Origin of the sequence: Alteromonas macleodii (assembly GCF_903772925.1) — a bacterium.
In the GTDB taxonomy this organism is placed as follows: Bacteria; Pseudomonadota; Gammaproteobacteria; order Enterobacterales; family Alteromonadaceae; genus Alteromonas; species Alteromonas macleodii_A.
Genome location: NZ_LR812090.1, coordinates 3,392,335 through 3,410,428, shown reverse-complemented (window position 1 = coordinate 3,410,428; position 18,094 = coordinate 3,392,335). Strand labels below are relative to the sequence as shown.

At 45.4% G+C, this 18,094-nt stretch carries 13 protein-coding genes; 10 read left to right on the top strand and 3 right to left on the bottom strand.

The annotated features are described in order from the left end of the window. Positions 1-7 precede the first annotated feature (7 nt). Complete coding sequence (nadC, locus tag PCAR9_RS14675; protein WP_179984246.1) at positions 8-862, bottom strand: carboxylating nicotinate-nucleotide diphosphorylase; 855 nt, start codon at positions 860-862, stop codon at positions 8-10. Between the two features lie 32 nt (positions 863-894). Next, positions 895-1,413: a retropepsin-like aspartic protease family protein gene (locus PCAR9_RS14670; protein WP_179984245.1), complete on the bottom strand. Its 519-nt coding sequence runs from the start codon at positions 1,411-1,413 to the stop codon at positions 895-897. 199 nt (positions 1,414-1,612) lie between these two features. Here PCAR9_RS14670 and ampD point away from each other — a divergent pair, with 199 nt between their 5' ends. The 7 genes from ampD to PCAR9_RS20120 all read left to right on the top strand — a co-directional run bounded on the left by ampD (position 1,613) and on the right by PCAR9_RS20120 (position 11,256). After that, positions 1,613-2,149, top strand: coding sequence for a 1,6-anhydro-N-acetylmuramyl-L-alanine amidase AmpD (gene ampD, locus PCAR9_RS14665; RefSeq protein ID WP_179984244.1), 537 nt, complete (start codon positions 1,613-1,615; stop codon positions 2,147-2,149). 44 nt (positions 2,150-2,193) lie between these two features. After that, positions 2,194-3,099: a beta-lactamase regulator AmpE gene (gene ampE, locus PCAR9_RS14660; RefSeq protein ID WP_179984243.1), complete on the top strand. Its 906-nt coding sequence runs from the start codon at positions 2,194-2,196 to the stop codon at positions 3,097-3,099. 350 nt (positions 3,100-3,449) lie between these two features. Beyond that, positions 3,450-4,196 (top strand): pyruvate dehydrogenase complex transcriptional repressor PdhR, encoded by a 747-nt coding sequence (gene pdhR, locus PCAR9_RS14655; RefSeq protein ID WP_020744112.1) that lies wholly within the window; start codon positions 3,450-3,452, stop codon positions 4,194-4,196. Positions 4,197-4,404: 208 nt separating this feature from the next. After that, on the top strand, positions 4,405-7,080 hold the full coding sequence (gene aceE, locus PCAR9_RS14650) for a pyruvate dehydrogenase (acetyl-transferring), homodimeric type (protein ID WP_179984242.1): 2,676 nt from the start codon (positions 4,405-4,407) through the stop codon (positions 7,078-7,080). A gap of 21 nt (positions 7,081-7,101) precedes the next feature. Beyond that, a complete protein-coding gene (gene aceF / locus PCAR9_RS14645) occupies positions 7,102-9,141 on the top strand; it encodes a pyruvate dehydrogenase complex dihydrolipoyllysine-residue acetyltransferase (protein ID WP_179984241.1) in 2,040 nt (679 codons plus the stop codon). Positions 9,142-9,273: 132 nt separating this feature from the next. Continuing rightward, positions 9,274-10,695, top strand: coding sequence for a dihydrolipoyl dehydrogenase (gene lpdA, locus PCAR9_RS14640; protein ID WP_118492851.1), 1,422 nt, complete (start codon positions 9,274-9,276; stop codon positions 10,693-10,695). A gap of 123 nt (positions 10,696-10,818) precedes the next feature. Next, a complete protein-coding gene (locus PCAR9_RS20120; RefSeq protein WP_232091220.1) occupies positions 10,819-11,256 on the top strand; it encodes a hypothetical protein in 438 nt (145 codons plus the stop codon). A 7-nt stretch (positions 11,257-11,263) separates the two neighbouring features. On the opposite strand, the gene PCAR9_RS14630 is transcribed toward PCAR9_RS20120, so the two are convergent. Further along, a complete protein-coding gene (locus tag PCAR9_RS14630; RefSeq protein WP_179984239.1) occupies positions 11,264-12,334 on the bottom strand; it encodes a LysR family transcriptional regulator in 1,071 nt (356 codons plus the stop codon). A gap of 392 nt (positions 12,335-12,726) precedes the next feature. On the opposite strand from PCAR9_RS14630, the gene PCAR9_RS14625 reads away from it, so the two are divergent. From PCAR9_RS14625 to PCAR9_RS14615, 3 genes are all read left to right on the top strand, one after another. Next, positions 12,727-14,004 carry an efflux RND transporter periplasmic adaptor subunit gene (locus PCAR9_RS14625; protein ID WP_179984238.1) on the top strand — a complete coding sequence of 426 codons (1,278 nt, stop codon included), beginning with the start codon at positions 12,727-12,729 and terminating at the stop codon, positions 14,002-14,004. Beyond that, complete coding sequence (locus PCAR9_RS14620; protein ID WP_179984237.1) at positions 14,004-17,126, top strand: efflux RND transporter permease subunit; 3,123 nt, start codon at positions 14,004-14,006, stop codon at positions 17,124-17,126. The genes PCAR9_RS14625 and PCAR9_RS14620 overlap by 1 nt, the downstream gene beginning before the upstream one ends. Before the next feature lie 163 nt (positions 17,127-17,289). Then, complete coding sequence (locus PCAR9_RS14615; protein WP_179984236.1) at positions 17,290-18,000, top strand: SIMPL domain-containing protein; 711 nt, start codon at positions 17,290-17,292, stop codon at positions 17,998-18,000. The last annotated feature ends 94 nt before the right edge of the window (positions 18,001-18,094 follow it).

The window sequence follows — 18,094 nt, the reverse complement described above, 5'->3', positions numbered from 1 at the left end:
TGCGCTACTACGACAGAGTAATTCGAAGCGACAAATCAATCGCCTGAACATGTTTGGTTAAGGCGCCAGATGAAATGTAATCCACACCTAGTTGTGCAAGTGATGCCAGTCGTTCATCAGTAATGTTCCCTGATACTTCCAGTTTACACTGGCCTTTATTAAGCGCTACTGCCTGTTGGATCTGTTCGTTAGTAAAATTATCCAACATAACAATATCGGCACCCGCTGAAAGGGCCTGTTCAAATTCAGCTAGACTCTCAACCTCTACTTCAACAGGCTTGCCCGGCATCATGGTCTTCGCTCGGCTCACTGCTTTTTCGATATTTCCGCAAGAAAAAATGTGGTTTTCTTTAATTAGAAATGCATCGAACAAACCAACGCGATGGTTTTGACCGCCGCCACAACGTACCGCGTATTTCTGTGCATAGCGCAGTCCGGGTAAGGTTTTGCGGGTGTCTAAAATCTTAGTGTTAGAGCCGGCTAGAAATTTGGCATAAAAAGCCGTCACTGTAGCTGTTGAAGAAAGTGTCTGGAGAAAGTTAAGCGCTGTACGTTCGGCTGTTAATATAGCGCGAGCAGAGCCTTCCAAGCTAACTAATACCGTATCAGCCTCAACCTTGTCCCCATCTTCCACATGCCAGGTTAGCGACACTGACTCGTCAATAAGCGCAAATGCTTGATTAGCCCAAGCGATTCCACAAACCACGCAAGGCTCGCGAGTAATAATGGTCGCTTTTGCTGTAACGCTCTCATCTATCAGGTTTGCGGTAATATCGTTTGCAGCATTTAATTCGCCGCCAAGATCTTCTACAAGCGCGTTTGATACTTGTTCTCGGATCGCCTGCATATCTGGTGATGTCATTTTCATCGCTTTTATCTATGCTATTTATATATTCAAAGGGTACGCAATATTAACCATTCTCCGCGCTGAGTAAACTCTAATTGGCGAAGAACACTCATTCCTAGCAGTATATGGTCATCTTGCATACCGGGGTTTAAGTTTGCGTCTACATTACGCACAACAATTTCGCCAATGCGTAATGTGTCAATTGTTGATTCGGCAACCCTCACTACGCCATTGGCAGTGCTGGCTAAACCTTCTCGCCCAGCTTTTAGTTGGAGTTTGTTGGCTAAGTGTGCGGGAACTGCTACATCAGTGGCACCCGTATCAACAAGAAATACCACTTCCTCACCGTTGATATAACCTGTTGTTACATAATGCCCTTGGCGATTTTGCTTAAGGCGTACCTCAGTCTGTGAACCAATGCGTTCAGACGTGGGCTCGCTGTTCGGGTTTATTTGTTTTTCAAGTAAGTCAGAGAAGACAAAAACAAGTAAACCGAAACCGCAAATCCATGCAAGGGCAACCATCCATTTACCCGTTGACGCTGTCGGGTCTTGTTGTTCATTCATGTTTTTACCTTATTGATAACTGCCTTACGAATAACAGAGAGGCACTGTTTACCAATCATGCTTTTATAAAGGCTGCCGATTACAGCAGTGGCATAAAATATTGAGTTAGCACCGGCATGTAGCGCTTATAACCCTATACACTTATATCCTTATACAATGTAGGCTATAAAACAGAAAATCAATTACCGAAGCAATTTCTATGGTGCTTTATAACAAAGCGAAGTACACCCAAAGTCCACATTATGATGATCGCCCTGACGATACCGATGTCAGTCTTTTAGTGATACATAATATTTCACTGCCGCCTTCACAGTTTGGTACGCCAGGTATTCGACAATTGTTTACCGGCACGCTCAACCCAGACGATCATCCTTTTTATCAAGAGATTTCTGGTTTGCGAGTCTCCGCCCATTGTGTGATTTATCGAACGGGTGAAATAGAACAATTTGTTCCCTTTGAACAGAGGGCGTGGCACGCGGGCCTTTCAAGCTTCCAGGGCCGCAGTCGCTGCAACGATTATGCTATTGGTATTGAACTGGAAGGCACCGATACACTGCCTTTTACCGATGCGCAGTATAAAGCGCTTGGCGAGCTCACTGATTTTATTACACGACACTATCCTCGGATCACTTTAGGGCGTATTGTAGGTCATAATGACATTGCGCCGGGGCGTAAAACAGATCCCGGTGTTGCTTTCGATTGGGCAAGATACAGAATGCGCGTGACTGGGTTATAGAACACTACTCGACCTAGGAAACTGAAAAAAGGAACGCAATACCTATGATGTTAATGAGTCTGTTGTTAGTTCTTAGTCTTGAACGACTGATAACAAAAACACCGAATTGGCATATTGAAAAGTATGCCGCGCAATATCGAGCTTTTCTCCAAAATAAAGGGTTAATCAAGTTCCAAGAAACGGATGAGGAAGGAAAGGATAAGGATAAGAAGGAATCGTCTACTGCGCTTTATTTTTACCTTTTACTGCCCGCACTTGTGCTAGGTGCTATCGAGTACTGGTTGCTTGGCGCATTCCTTACCTTTATTGAGCAAAGTTTAGTGTTGTTCATATGCATTGGCTGTCCGGTCTTAAGGAGCATTTATAAAAACTTCCTGAACGCCGCCGACCGAGGAGACCTTCAGGCGTGTAGTATGTACACCGACCAGCTGGGCCATTGTGCAAGTCAAACTGAAAGCGACGGCAGTGCGGGCACTGAAGGTAAAAGTTTTGGCCAGCACCTTACTTGGCTTAACTACCAGCACTACGCAGCAGTGATGCTATGGTTTATTGCCTTTGGCGCCCCAGGCGCACTGTTTTACTGCCTGAGTAGAAGCACCACTGAGGCTTTGTGTGACGCTAATCACCCTTTAAAAGTTGCTGCGGGCAGGTTGATGTTCGCTCTCGACTATATCCCTGTTCGTGTTACCGCCTTTGGCATGTTGATGATGGGGCACTTCTCAAGAGCGTTACCTGAGTGGTTAAAACACGCGCTTCAGTTCGATGTTCCTGCCTACGATGTGCTGACGCAAATTTCCTCGAAAGCCGAGGTGCTAACTCCTGACGAACAGCAGTTACAGGCCGAAAATGCAGCGGTTGAACCCCAAGTGCTAGTAAAGTTAGCAAAACGTAATGTTATTTTTCTACTTGTTATAACGGCAGCGCTAACCCTTGTGGGAAGCTTGGCATAATCATTATTTTTAACATTTACTAAAGTATCTTACTTATTGGAGCGTTTGGTCTATTTATTAATTGTATGTAGATCAGGCGCTTTGCTTAACCTAATATCTTATCCGCTTCTCATCAGACCAGTTCGCAAGCGAATACTTTTCTTAACAAATTCAACAATAAAGCTTAACACCCGGCAAATAGCATAGGCTTTGCTATGCTTGGGAGTATTTACCTCGAAATCGATCTGCCTTAAACTAGATAGGTAAAATGGTATTACCAATTGTGTTTGTGTTTAAATTTTCCGTGATTATTTTTTACATTCACCGCTCTTATAGCAGCATTGGTAAAAATAAAAGGATACGTTGAGCGCATGCGTCAGCAGCGAAAAAAACTCTCTGATGTAATTACCGAACAACTCGAGTCAATGATACTCGACGGTACGCTATTGGCTGGTCAAAAGTTACCGCCAGAAAGAGAGCTAGCGCTTGAGTTTGATGTGTCACGTCCCTCGTTAAGAGAAGCTATAGGTAATTTGCAAGCGCGCGGTCTGGTAGAGCGTAAGCAAGGCGGCGGTACGTTCGTAAATCGCAACCTGAATTCAGCCATGAAAGATCCGCTGATGGACCTTGTAAGCCAGCGCCCTGAAACTCAATTCGATTTGCTTGAATTTCGTCATGCCCTTGAAGGAATGGCGGCATATTACGCGGCACTTCGTGGTCAACCTGAAGACTATGAAGCATTGAAGCAAGCATTAAATGACGTACCTAAGCCCAAAGCACATGAAAGTAAACGTGCTCAAGCCGAGGCGCTAGGAAAGTTCTACATCATTATGGCAAGAGCATCACATAACATGGTGCTGTTACACGTAATGAGCACCATGCAAAGCATGCTGGTAGACAATATTGAACGAAACTTTGACATGCTGGCTGCGCACCCTGAAGCGGTGGAAGACATCGCGAAGCAGCGTCGTGAAATTGTAGAAGCTATTGCTTCTCGCGACCCTGAAGCTGCCCGCCAGGCATGTAACACGCATTTAGCGTTTATTGAAAAAACGCTATTAACCATTAATCAACGCGATACTCGCGTGCAGCGCGCATTGCGACGATTAGAGATTTAGTTACCTAGTCTTACCCTCGTAATAAGGGCTAGATAGCTATTCATTCGCAGAGGCCGGTCAGGTTTTTCCTGTGCCACTGCAAAAGCAGGTGAGCCAGATTGGGTCACTGTGAGTACAACGTAATTTAGTTTTCCTTCTTTTAGCGCCTTTAAGATAGAGGCAATGCTAAGGGAGGATTTTCTATATAAGCAAAAAATAGGATGGCACCATGTCTGATATGATGCACCAAGATGTAGATCCTCAAGAAACTAAAGAGTGGATTGATGCGCTTGAGTCGGTTTTAGAAGAGGAAGGCGTAGAACGCGCCCACTATTTACTCGAAAAACTTATTGATAAAGCACGTCGCAGCGGAGCGCATTTACCGTATGACGCTACTACTGCCTACATCAATACTATCCCTGCAGCGCAAGAGCCAAAAATGCCTGGCGACTTGACCATCGAAGCGCGCATCCGTGCCGCTATTCGTTGGAACGCACTAATGATTGTATTGCGTGCATCGAAAAAAGACCTAGAGCTTGGTGGCCACATTGGTAGCTTCGCATCATCGGCTATGCTTTACGATGTAGGCTTCAACCACTTCTTTAAAGCGCCTAATGAAAATCAAGGCGGCGACTTTATTTTCGCTCAGGGCCATATTTCTCCTGGTATTTACGCGCGTTCTTTCATGGAAGGCAACCTAACTGAAGAGCAGTTAAATAACTTCCGTCAAGAGTGTGCCGGCGATGGTCTGTCGTCTTACCCACACCCTCACTTGATGAAAGACTACTGGCAGTTCCCAACCGTATCTATGGGTCTTGGTCCACTTCAAGCTATCTATACAGCACGCTTCCTTAAGTACCTAACTAACCGTGGTATTAAAGACTGTTCAGGTCAGCGCGTATACTGCTACATGGGTGATGGTGAGTGTGATGAGCCAGAGAGCTTGGGTGCAATTGGTCTTGCTTCTCGTGAAGGCCTAGACAACCTAACGTTTGTTATCAACTGTAACCTACAGCGCCTAGACGGCCCGGTACGTGGTAACGGCAAAATTATCCAAGAACTTGAAGGTACGTTCCGCGGCGCAGGCTGGGAAGTAGTGAAAGTAATCTGGGGTAGTTACTGGGATGAACTATTAGCTCGTGATAAATCTGGCAAGCTGATTCAGCTTATGGGTGAAACAGTAGACGGTGAATACCAGAACTGTAAAGCCAAAGGCGGTAAGTACACCCGTGAGAACTTCTTCAACAAGTACCCTGAAACAGCGGCGCTTGTAGCAAATATGTCTGATGATGACATCTGGCGCTTGAACCGTGGTGGTCACGATCCAGTTAAAGTATTTGCAGCTTACCAAAAAGCCATCGATACCAAAGGTCGTCCAACAGTAATCCTTGCTAAAACGGTTAAAGGTTTCGGTCTAGGTTCTTCAGGTGAAGCGCAAAACGTAGCGCACAACGTGAAGAAAATGGACGTTGAATCAATCAAGCAGTTCCGCGACCGTTTCAACATTCCAGTAGCTGATGAGAAAATTGAAGAACTACCATACTTCAAGTTCGACGAAGACAGCGAAGAAATGAAATACCTTCGCGCACGTCGTGAAGCGCTAGGTGGTTACCTGCCTTCTCGCCGCGAACAGGCCGAAGAGCAATTAGAAGTTCCAGAACTAAGCGCATTCGATGCTATTTTAAAAGGTTCTGGCGACCGTCAAGTATCGTCAACCATGACGTTTGTACGTGTACTTAACGCATTGTTGAAAGATAAGAAAATCGGTAAGCGTGTTGTACCAATTATTCCTGATGAAGCCCGTACCTTTGGTATGGAAGGCTTGTTCCGTCAGGTGGGTATTTACGCCAACGAAGGTCAGAAATACGTTCCTCAAGATGCAGATCAGGTGGCTTACTATCGTGAAGATAAGAAAGGTCAGGTACTGCAGGAAGGTATTAACGAGCTAGGTGCAATGGCATCGTGGGTAGCGTCAGGTACGTCGTACTCAACGTGTAACGCAACCACTATTCCGTTCTACATTTACTACTCAATGTTTGGTTTCCAACGTGTTGGTGACCTTGCATGGGCAGCGGGTGATAGCCAAGCACGTGGTTTCCTACTAGGTGCAACAGCAGGTAGAACTACGCTTAACGGTGAAGGTCTACAGCACCAAGACGGTCATTCACACGTTCAGGCGAACCTAATTCCTAACTGTATTACTTACGATCCAACGTACGGTTATGAAGTAGCGGTTATTGTTCAAGACGGTTTGCGTCGCATGTACGGTAACAACGAAAATATCTTCTATTACCTAACACTAATGAACGAGAACTATCAGCACCCTGCAATGCCAGAAGGTGATGATGTTGCTGAGCAAATCATTAAAGGTATTTACAAGCTTGAGCGCGTTGAAAACGACAAGTCTAAGCTTAACGTACAGCTAATGGGCTCAGGTACTATCTTAAACGAAGTACGTAAAGCGGCACAGATTCTGTGTGAAGACTACAACGTATCTTCTGACGTTTACTCTGTGACCTCGTTCAACGAACTAGCCCGTGAAGGTCAGGACGTTGCACGCTGGAACATGCTAAACCCAGAAGCTGAGCAAAAAGTACCTTACATTGGTCAGGTAATTACGAAAGACGCGGGTCCTGCGATTTCTGCCACTGACTATGTGAAGAACTACTCAGACCAAGTACGCGCGTTCATTGAAACTGAATACCGCTGCCTAGGTACAGACGGTTTCGGTCGAAGTGATAGCCGTGAAAACTTGCGTACTCACTTTGAAGTTAATGCGTCATACATTGTGGTTGCATCACTTTACGAATTGGCTCAGCGCGGCGACGTTGAGAAGAAAGTGGTAGCAGAAGCCATTAAGCGTTTTGATATTAACGCTGAAAAACTTAACCCACTTTACGCGTAAGCCAGATAAGGTATTTTACATATGTCAGATATTCAAAAGATTATCGTACCCGATGTAGGCGGTGACGAAGTTGAAGTTATCGAGCTATGTGTTGCCGTAGGCGACAACATCGAAGCCGATGAAGGCGTTGTTACTGTAGAAAGTGACAAGGCGTCAATGGACATCCCAGCACCATTTGAAGGTGAGATTGTAAGCCTGTCTGTATCAGTAGGCGATAAAATCAAAGAAGGCGATGTGATTGGTGAAATGAAAGTTGCAGGTGGCGATAGTGCCGGTGATAGCGCTGCTGAAGAGTCATCTTCAGACAACGCTTCACAAGAAGAAGCGCCTAAGCAAGAAGAAGCACCAAAAGAAGAAAGCAAGTCAGAGGCAGCATCTGCTGCGTCTGGCAGCAGCGAAGTGATTGAAGTTGCAGTGCCAGATATCGGTTCTGACGACGAAGTTGACGTTATCGACGTATTGGTTTCAGCGGGCGACACCATCGAAAAAGAAGATGGTCTTATTACCCTTGAAACCGATAAAGCAACGATGGACGTACCTTCAACACACGCAGGTACGGTGAAAGAAGTATTTATCAGCACTGGCGATAAAGTGAAAGAAGGCACAGTTGTTATTAAGCTTGAAGTAGCGGGCTCAGGTTCGTCTTCAAGTGAGTCGGCGTCTAGCGAAGCTTCTTCTGAAGCATCTGCACCGGCTGCGCAGGAAAGCGAAAAGCAAGAGTCAGCTCCTGCTGCGTCTGCAAGTAGCGAAACCATTGAAGTAGCCGTGCCTGACATTGGTGAAGACGGTGAAGTTGACGTTATCGATGTGCTTGTATCAGCTGGCGATACCGTTGAAAAAGAAGACGGCCTAATTACGCTAGAAACTGATAAAGCGACCATGGATGTACCTTCAACGCACGCAGGTACCATTAAAGAAGTCTTTATCAAAACAGGCGATAAAGTTAAGCAAGGCACATTAGTTGTTAAGCTAGAAACTAGCGGCGGCTCATCTGAACAGGCACCATCTGCACCTAAAGCAGAAAAGCCTGCTGAAGCGCCTAAGCAAGAAGCACCTAAACAAGCGTCACAGCAAGAAGCCTCTCAAGGCCGTTCTCCTGTTCCTGCAGCGCCTGAAGCCAAGAATACAGGTAAAGCACATGCGTCGCCTTCGGTTCGCCGTATTGCGCGTGAGTTTGGTGTAGACCTGACTCAAGTTAACGGCTCTGGCCCTAAAAACCGTATTCTAAAAGAAGACGTTCAGGCTTATGTGAAAGCTGAGCTTGCGAAACCTCGCACAGCAGCAGCTTCAGGCAGTGCGCCAGCGGGCGACAACGTACTTCAAATCGTTCCGGTTAAGCCTGTTGATCACAGCAAGTTTGGCGAGATTGAAGAACAAAAGCTTTCTCGTATTCAAAAGATTTCTGGACCCTTCTTACACCGTAACTGGGCGACTATCCCGCACGTTACGCAGTTCGACGAAGCAGATATCACTGAAGTTGAAGAATTCCGTAAAGAGCAAAACGCGTACCACGCGAAAATTAAGTCTGGTCTTAAGATCACACCACTAGTATTCGTTATGAAAGCGGTAGCGAAAGCGCTTGAGAAATACGAAGTATTCAACTCATCACTGTCTGACGACGGCGAGAGCTTAATCATTAAGAAGTTTATCAACATTGGTATTGCGGTTGAAACACCGGGAGGCCTTGTTGTACCTGTTATTCGTGACGTGAATAAGAAAGGTATTGAGCAGCTGTCTCAAGAGCTTATTGAAACATCTAAGAAAGCCCGTGAAGGCAAGCTTAAAGCGGCTGACATGCAGGGTGGAACGTTCACCATCTCTAGTCTAGGTGGTATTGGTGGCACGGCGTTTACGCCTATTGTAAATGCACCAGAAGTCGCCATATTAGGTGTGTCTAAGTCTGAGATGAAGCCTAAGTGGAATGGTAAAGAGTTTGAGCCGCGCTTAATGGTGCCGCTAAGCCTGTCTTACGACCACCGAGTAATCGATGGTGCGGTAGGTGCAAGATTCTCTACTGAGGTTGCTGCAAACCTAACTGACTTACGCAGAATCATACTTTAAGTAAAAGGTCGAAAAAGTTTACAATATCAGTAACATTTTCGACGATTTTATAAGCCCATTTGGTGGCATTTAGGTTATGCTATTACGTAAAAGTAATAGCATGACCCTACAAGAACAGGATTGAGGTTCACAATGAGCGAAATTAAAACGCAATTGGTGGTACTGGGCGGCGGCCCTGGCGGTTATTCAGCAGCATTCCGTGCGGCTGACTTAGGTATTGAAACAGTTATCGTAGACTCACGCGACACGCTTGGTGGTGTTTGTCTTAACGTTGGCTGTATCCCTTCAAAAGCCCTTCTTCACGTTGCAAAAGTGATGAAAGAAGCGAAGCACCTTGCAAGCCACGGTGTTACGTTTGGCGAGCCTACCATCGATTTAGATAAAATCCGCGAATATAAAGACAGTGTTGTTAGCCAACTAACAAACGGTCTTGGCGGTATGTCTAAAATGCGTAAAACCAAGCATGTACAAGGCTACGGCAAGTTCACTGGTGCAAATACCCTAGAAGTAAAAAATGGTGACGACGTTACTACTATTACTTTCGAAAAAGCGATTATCGCTGCGGGTTCTGAGCCTGTAAGCCTACCGTTCATCCCAGAAGATGACCGCGTAATCGACTCAACTGGCGCGCTGGAAATGAAAGACATTCCTGAGAAAATGCTAGTGCTAGGCGGTGGTATCATCGGTCTAGAAATGGGTACAGTATACGAAGCACTTGGCTCAAAAATCGATGTGGTTGAATTCTTAGATCAGCTAATTCCAGCAGCTGACAAAGACATCATGAAAGTATTCATGAAAGACTACAAAGACAAGTTTAACATCATGCTTGAGACCAAAGTTACTGCGGTTGAAGCTAAAGATGATGGTCTATATGTAACGTTTGAAGGCAAGAAAGCGCCTGCAGAGCCAGTACGCTACGACAAAGTACTTGTTGCTGTTGGCCGTAAGCCAAACGGCAAGCTAGTTGGCGCAGATGCAGCTGGCGTAAACGTTGACGACCGTGGCTTCATCAATGTTGATAAGCAAATGCGTACTAACGTTGACCACATCTTTGCAATTGGTGACCTTGTAGGTCAGCCTATGCTTGCGCACAAAGCGGTTCACGAAGGTCACGTTGCTGCAGAAGTCATTGCTGGACAGAAGCACTACTTCGACCCACGTGCTATTCCTTCAGTAGCGTACACTGAGCCAGAAGTTGCTTGGGTTGGTCTAACTGAAAAAGAAGCGAAAGAACAGGGCGTAAGCTACGAAACAGCAACGTTCCCATGGGCTGCTTCAGGTCGTGCAATTGCATCTGATGCAACTAACGGTATGACCAAGATGATCTTCGAAAAAGAAACGGGCCGTGTTATCGGTGGCGCAATGGTTGGTACAAACGCGGGCGAAATGCTTGGTGAAATTGGTCTAGCTATTGAAATGGGTGCTGATGCTGAAGATGTAGCATTGACTATCCACGCTCACCCAACGCTTAATGAGTCTATTGGTCTTGCGTCTGAAATCTTCGAAGGAAGTATTACTGACCTGCCAAACCCTAAAGCGAAGAAAAAGAAGTAAATTAGCTTCTTTTCAAAATACTTTAAAAACCCGCTTTTAAGCGGGTTTTTTTGTACTACACTTTTATTTCAATGGCCAATCCGAAAATATAAGTAAGGCGCAGGAAACAAGAAGTGGTGGTAGATGTCAGCAAAGATTAAAGACCCAATTAAAGTACAATCGAAGTTTGGGGAATACAGCGTTGAACTTAAAGGCAACATTATTCGCCTAGATGGAAAGGGTGTGGTAACAAAAGCGCTTTTTCAACACTATCACGAAGATGTCAAAAAACTCGCCTTACCTCTAGGTGGACAGCCTTGGGGATTTCTGATTTTCGTACAAGGTGTGGGTATTTTAACGCCCGATGCCGAACAAGCTTTAATTGAATCTGTGCGCCTTAGAAAGCAATACGGTATGCAAGCTTGTGCTTTTGTTACTAGCGATGCTGACATACCTGCTTTGGTTAAAAGCCAGTTTGAACGCGTATATGCAGCGGCTAACTTAGCATGCTATTTCAGTGACTCTGAAAATGATGCGCTTGCATGGTTAGCCGCGCTTGGTTGCTCGTTAGATAATGAGTAACAACAACTTAAGCAGTTTCTTTCCCTGCTATGATTTTTGCTGCTTCATCGTTGCTCGGTGTTTTTAAGTGTGCGGGCTTAAATTCCTCACAGTCCATATTTCGCTGATCCATAAAGCGTTTAACGGTGTCGGCGCAGTACGCTTTACGGCAGCATTGAGAGAGCAGCATTTCATGGCGCTGCACACGCTCGCGAATGAACTTCACAACCAGCCCCCTAAGCCACTGCAAACCAGCGTCCTGGTCTTGGCGTTTATGCCACATGATAGATAGAGGAGAGCTAATAATTTCTACAGGTGTTTCAAATACCGCTAATTCTCCAGAGAAGATTTCCTTTTCCATGACCAATGAAGGCGCAACACAAATAAGGTTACTCTCTTTTAATAGCGGTGCGGCGTTATAAAATTGGTTTACGGACATGGCTACACGGCGCTTGAGGCCTAAATTTGCCAGCACTTGATCTGTGGGACCCGTCACATCGCCTGTAACAGAAACCAGAAGGTGATCGGCCGCTACAAAGTCTTCTAACGTTAGTTGAGATTTGGCTAAAGGATGGTCGGGACGCATTACCACCACCCAGCTTGGGTCTAGGACATGTTCAGCACGAATAACTGAGCCAGGCTCTTGGTATTTAGAGAAAGTCAGTTCGGCTTCGGCATCTTTAAGTATTTTGTCCGTTTCCATATCGTAATTAGGAATGGCATGGATATTAATACCAGGCGCCTCGTTCTCAATAACTTTGCGCAGCGGGCCCCACACCATAGACACAATGCTGTCAGTAGCTGCAATACGAAAAGTACGTTTAGCTGTTGCAGGGTCGAAGTCAGTCGGGTTCACGGCCACTTCAAGCTCGCCTAGAGGGCCTTGTATTTGACTCCAAAGATTTTTGGCGAAAGATGTAGGCTGAATACCACGCCCATCTTTAACAAACAATTCATCGTTCCAAGCGGTGCGCATGCGTGAAAGCGCATTAGAGACCGCCGGCTGTGTCATTGATAGCCTGTCAGCTGCACGAGTAATGGCACCCTCTGTCATGATGGCATCAAAAATCATCAACAAATTTAAATCGTGTGGACGCATAGTGGTCTCCGGCGCTTATTACTAATCAGCTACATTCATCTGTCAATTAATGAATCAAAGGCATTATGAATTTCACTTAAATGACATAGTTTAGTTATAGGTTATAGCTAAATGCATTTACTTTCCATATGAAAGCGACGAGCGACAATGATACATTACAATGCCGCAGCCCTCGACTTACCTAAGCTTTGGCTTTTCTTATGGATTTTTTGGTTTGCTCTGTGGCAAAACGCTCCTTAACTTTTAAAAAGCGGTCCATTCCTTCAGCATCTATTCTCAATACATAATATCATGTGATGTGTTGCATATAAAAAGATAATTATTTTTATTGTTTGATGGTGTGCATAATGCGCAGCATCAAACTTTAGTTTAATTTTTTAGAGAATCTTGCAATGAAAACTTTTACCCGTCTATTGGCAATAGTAAGCCTAACTGCGCTTGTCGCTGCATGTGGTGGTGACGAGCAGGATCAAAGTCAATCAATGAGCGCTGGCGCAAATGCTGGTGTTCCAGTTGATGTGGCTACGGTAGTGTCTCAGCGTTTAACCGAGTGGGATAATTTTACAGGCCGTTTAGAGTCTCCGCAAATTGTAGCGCTTCGTCCTCGCGTGTCGGGCTACATTGACTTTGTTGCGTTTGACGAAGGCGAATATGTCGAACAAGGGCAAACTCTATTCTTAATTGATAACCGCACGTTTAAAGCAGAAGTTGATCGACTGACTGCACAACTTGAAGAAGCCAAAAGTCGCGTTCAGTTGGCTGAGCAAAACTATAGCCGTGCTTTTAAACTTCGTAAAACCCAGGCGGTTTCTGAAGAAGTTCTTGATGCCCGTTTAGCTGAGAAAAACCAAGCGCTTGCAAGCTTAAACCAAACGCAAGCCGCACTTGAAGTAGCGCGCTTAAATCGCGGTTTTGCTCGTGTTGAAGCGCCTATTTCTGGACGAGTATCGCGTGCCAACATCACAGAGGGTAACTTTGTGACCGCAGGACAAACTGAACTCACCCGAATCGTTTCCACCGACCGATTGTATGCGTATTTCGATATTGATGAGCAGACGTATCTGAACTACGTAGGTAGCGATAACAATGCGTCTACCGCAGTCAATGAACAGCCAGTGGCTATGCGCCTTGCCAATGAGTCTGATTACAACCACTGGGGCCAAATCGACTTTATTGACAACCAAGTTAACGGTAGCACCGGCACACTTCGCGTTCGCGCTGTGTTTAATAACGAAGAAGGGCGTTTGATTCCGGGATTATTTGCACACTTAAAATTGGCAGGTGATACCGAAGAACAAGGCATTCTAATTAAAGAAAAAGCCATTGGCACAGACCTTAATAATAAATTTGTGTTAGTGGTTAACGACGAAAATAAAGTGGAATACCGTGCAGTGAAGCTGGGTGACAAAGTTGGCAGCATGCGCATCATCACAAGCGGCCTAAATGCTAACGACACTATTGTAGTTGATGGCTTACAGCGCGTTCGCCCTGGTGCCCAAGTTGCCGCTAACGAAGTGCCTATGGGTGATGAAGATGCTTTGGCAAACTTATCTAGCTGGCAGTCACGTGTTGATAACGCTACTCAAGTAACCCAAAACATGGCGCAGTATGAAGATGTTTTATCTGGTGGTTCATTTACCTCAGGTACAGCAACGGCAGGTCTTAAGTAATGAATATCTCGCAGTTTTTCATTAGCCGCCCGATTTTTGCGGGCGTGCTTTCCCTACTTATTTTTATCGGCGGTGCCATCGCTGTTTGGCAACTGCCCATCACTGAATACCCTGAAGTGGTGCCGCCTACTGTTGTGGTAACCGCGAATTATCCTGGCGCTAACCCCGAAGTTATTGCTGAAACAGTCGCTACGCCGTTAGAACAAGAAATTAACGGTGTTGAAGATATGCTGTATATGTCTTCTCAAGCTACCAGCGACGGCCGCATGACCTTAACAGTTACGTTTGCGATTGGCACCGACCCAGATGAAGCGACAACGCTGGTACAAAATCGTGTAAATCGCGCTACGCCACGTTTACCTCAAGAAGTGCAGCGCTTAGGCGTGGTTACCGAAAAATCATCACCAGATTTAACCATGGTGGTGCATTTAACGTCGCCCGATAATCGTTATGACATGCTGTATCTTTCAAACTATGCCGACCAGTTTGTAAAAGATGAACTAGCTCGAATAAATGGAGTAGGGCAGGTACGTCTTTTCGGTGCAGGCGAATTCAGCATGCGAGTATGGCTAGATCCTAACAAGCTTGCAGCGCTTCAATTAAACCCTGGTGATGTAGCAGTGGCTATTGCCGATCAGAACCAGCAGGCTGCGGCAGGTAGTCTTGGTGCGCAGCCAACAGGCACCAGTGAATTTCAGCTGCTTATCAATGTGCGTGGTCGTTTAAAAGACGAAGCAGAATTTGAAAATATTATTGTTAAGTCGGGTGAGAATGGTGAAATAACCCGTCTTAAAGACGTTGCGCGTATCGAACTAGGTTCAGAGTTTTATGCACTGCGTTCACTTATTAACAATAACCCTGCGGCAGCGGTGCCGGTTTTCCAAGCACCAGGCTCTAATGCTATCCAAATTTCAGATGACGTTCGCGCTCGTATGGCGGAACTGTCTAAGGCGTTCCCTGAAGGCCTTGAATACGAAATTGCCTACGACCCTACCGTATTTGTTCGCGGTTCGATTGAAGCGGTAATTAGTACACTTCTTGAAGCTGTATTGTTAGTTGTACTTGTTGTTGTACTGTTCTTACAAACATGGCGTGCGTCTATTATCCCACTCGTTGCAGTGCCTATTTCACTTGTGGGAACGTTCGCCTTTATGCAGCTAATGGGCTTCTCGCTTAATGCACTGTCTTTATTTGGCTTAGTGTTAGCGATTGGTATTGTTGTAGACGATGCCATCGTTGTTGTCGAAAACGTAGAGCGTAATATCTCTGAAGGCAAAGCGCCGTTTGAAGCCACCGTACAAGCAATGAAAGAAGTAACCGGTCCTATCATTGCCACAACACTGGTACTTGCTGCGGTATTCGTACCTACTGCTTTCATGAGCGGTCTTACCGGGCAGTTCTATAAGCAGTTTGCGCTAACAATTACTATCTCTACGGTAATTTCTGCAATTAACTCGTTAACGCTTAGCCCTGCATTATCTGCATTGCTGTTAAAACCTCACGGTAAAGCGAATGACTGGTTAACCCGTTTAATGGATAAAGTGTTTGGCCGCTTTGTATTTTCACCGTTTAACCGTTTCTTTGACCGTAACTCAAAGCGCTACACTGGTGCTGTGGGTGGGCTTATCCGCAAGAGCAGTATTATCATGGTGCTTTACGCGGGTCTGTTAGGGCTCACTTACTTCCAGTTTGCCAATACACCAACAGGCTATGTTCCGCCGCAAGATAAGCAGTATTTGGTCGCCTTTGCTCAACTGCCTAATGCAGCCAGCTTAGACAGAACTGAAGAAGTGATCCGTGAAATGTCTCGTATTGCTATGGAACACCCTGGTGTTGAAGATGCAATTGCATTCCCTGGCTTGAATATTAACGGGTTTACCAATAGTCCAAGCTCAGGCGTGTTGTTTGCAACGCTGACTGACTTTGATAAAAGAACGACGCCTGATCTATCTGGTGGCGCCATTGCTGCACAGCTTAACCAGAACTTTGGGTCTATAAAAGGTGCCTTTGTGGCAATATTCCCGCCGCCACCAGTAATGGGGTTAGGCACGATTGGTGGTTTCCGTTTACAGGTCGAAGACAGAGGGAACCTAGGCTTTGAAGAACTTGAGCGTGTAACGCAAGAAGTGATCGGCAAAGCGTGGGCACACCCAGCGCTTACCGATGCATTCACTAGCTTCACTGTTGCTGTACCTCAGCTCGATGTAGATGTAGACCGTGAAAAAGCGGTAAGCCAAGGTGTAAACATCGATACCTTGTTTACCACCATGCAGGGCTACTTAGGTTCGTTATACGTGAACGACTTCAACTTGTTCGGTAGAACTTACCAAGTAAATGTACAAGCTGATGCCCAATACCGTCAGGATATTGAGAACATTACGCAGTTTAAAGTGCGTAATGCACAAGGTGAGATGATCCCGCTTGGCTCATTCTTGAATATTGAGCACAGTGCAGGCCCTGACCGTGTTATGCACTATAACGGATACGTCACCGCTGAAATAAATGGTGCAGCAGCGCCAGGCTATTCGTCTGACCAGGCGAAGGCAGCTATTGAAGAAATATTGGCTGAAACGTTACCACTTGGCATGACTTACGAGTGGACTGAGATCACCTATCAGCAAATATTAGCGGGTAATGCATCAGCGTTTGTATTCCCATTAGTTGTGCTTTTGGTGTTCTTAGTACTGGCTGCGCAATACGAAAGCCTGCGTTTGCCACTGGCAATCATATTGATTGTTCCCATGACCTTGCTTAGCGCGCTTATTGGTGTGCAAGTTTATGGCGGCGACAACAATATTTTTACCCAAATAGGTTTGATTGTACTGGTTGGCCTTGCAACGAAGAACGCCATTCTTATTGTCGAGTTTGCAAAAGAGCTACAAGACAAGGGGATGGACGCGCTTTCAGCTATTAAAGAAGCAAGTCGCTTACGTCTTCGTCCAATACTAATGACGTCCATTGCTTTCATCATGGGTGTACTGCCAATGGCGGTATCAACCGGTGCCGGCTCTGAAATGCGTCAAGCCATGGGTGTAGCAGTATTCTCAGGCATGATTGGTGTTACCGTATTTGGACTTATCTTAACTCCGGTATTTTATTACCTGATACAGCGTAAAGGTTAACTCTCCCGTCTACCCAAGCGTTGCCCTCTTAAGGGGCTCTTTAGGCCACTCATTTGAGTGGCCTTTTTTTTGCCACCATTGGTCAGTTTTTATCTCGTTTTGTGAAACCGAAAAGCTTATATTCGCTTGTATCCTGTTGAAAACAGAAAGAATGGAGATTCGAATGAAAATAGGTGCGGCGATAGTAATGGCGATGGGCATGGTGGTTGCTGTGTCTTTGCTTGGTGTTCAGGTGTCTTCTGCCATGAACGATATGCAAACGTGGGATAGAGTAGTAACCGTAAAAGGATTGTCAGAGCGAGAATACATTGCTGATCAGGTTATTTGGCCTATCCAGTTTGTCGATGCAGGCAACGACCTACCTCAACTATATGACCATATCGAGAAAAATAGCCTTCAAGTGGCTAGCTTTTTAGAAGAAAAAGGTATTCCAGCCGAGAGCATTACTATTGGAAAGCCCGAAATAAATGACAAGCTAGCACAGCAGTATGGAAGTGGTGAAAAAGCGCCATTTCGCTATAGCGCAATTCAAACTGTAACTGTCTTTTCCAATGAGGTTGAAAAGGTGCGGGAGCTTATGCAGCAGATTGGAGAGCTTATTAAAACCGGAATTGTCCTATCTGAACAAAGCTATCGCGCTCAACCCGATTATGTGTTTACTCGTTTAAATGAAGTTAAGCCTGGAATGATAGAAGAGGCTACGCTTAATGCACGAGAGGTGGCGGAAAAGTTTGCCAAAGATTCAAAAAGTACATTGGGTAAAATTAAACGCGCCAACCAAGGGCAGTTCAGTATTTCTAGTCGCGACAGTCACCATCCACACATAAAGAAAGTGAGGGTGGTGTCAACCATTGAATATACGCTTGTAGATTGATATTCATGCTATGCTAAGACAGCCATGTAGCCACGGCGAGTTCACGCATTTGTGCACTTTATGTATTATATTACTGCTAATGTCTAGTGGCTAG

Excerpts from the sequence above, each read along its gene's own strand:
- nadC (WP_179984246.1), bottom strand. The coding sequence starts at position 862 with ATGACATCACCAGATATGCAGGCGATCCGAGAACAAGTATCAAACGCG.
- PCAR9_RS14670 (WP_179984245.1), bottom strand. The coding sequence starts at position 1,413 with ATGAATGAACAACAAGACCCGACAGCGTCAACGGGTAAATGGATGGTT.
- ampD (WP_179984244.1), top strand. The coding sequence starts at position 1,613 with ATGGTGCTTTATAACAAAGCGAAGTACACCCAAAGTCCACATTATGAT.
- ampE (WP_179984243.1), top strand. The coding sequence starts at position 2,194 with ATGATGTTAATGAGTCTGTTGTTAGTTCTTAGTCTTGAACGACTGATA.
- pdhR (WP_020744112.1), top strand. The coding sequence starts at position 3,450 with ATGCGTCAGCAGCGAAAAAAACTCTCTGATGTAATTACCGAACAACTC.
- aceE (WP_179984242.1), top strand. The coding sequence starts at position 4,405 with ATGTCTGATATGATGCACCAAGATGTAGATCCTCAAGAAACTAAAGAG.
- aceF (WP_179984241.1), top strand. The coding sequence starts at position 7,102 with ATGTCAGATATTCAAAAGATTATCGTACCCGATGTAGGCGGTGACGAA.
- lpdA (WP_118492851.1), top strand. The coding sequence starts at position 9,274 with ATGAGCGAAATTAAAACGCAATTGGTGGTACTGGGCGGCGGCCCTGGC.
- PCAR9_RS20120 (WP_232091220.1), top strand. The coding sequence starts at position 10,819 with ATGTCAGCAAAGATTAAAGACCCAATTAAAGTACAATCGAAGTTTGGG.
- PCAR9_RS14630 (WP_179984239.1), bottom strand. The coding sequence starts at position 12,334 with ATGCGTCCACACGATTTAAATTTGTTGATGATTTTTGATGCCATCATG.
- PCAR9_RS14625 (WP_179984238.1), top strand. The coding sequence starts at position 12,727 with ATGAAAACTTTTACCCGTCTATTGGCAATAGTAAGCCTAACTGCGCTT.
- PCAR9_RS14620 (WP_179984237.1), top strand. The coding sequence starts at position 14,004 with ATGAATATCTCGCAGTTTTTCATTAGCCGCCCGATTTTTGCGGGCGTG.
- PCAR9_RS14615 (WP_179984236.1), top strand. The coding sequence starts at position 17,290 with ATGAAAATAGGTGCGGCGATAGTAATGGCGATGGGCATGGTGGTTGCT.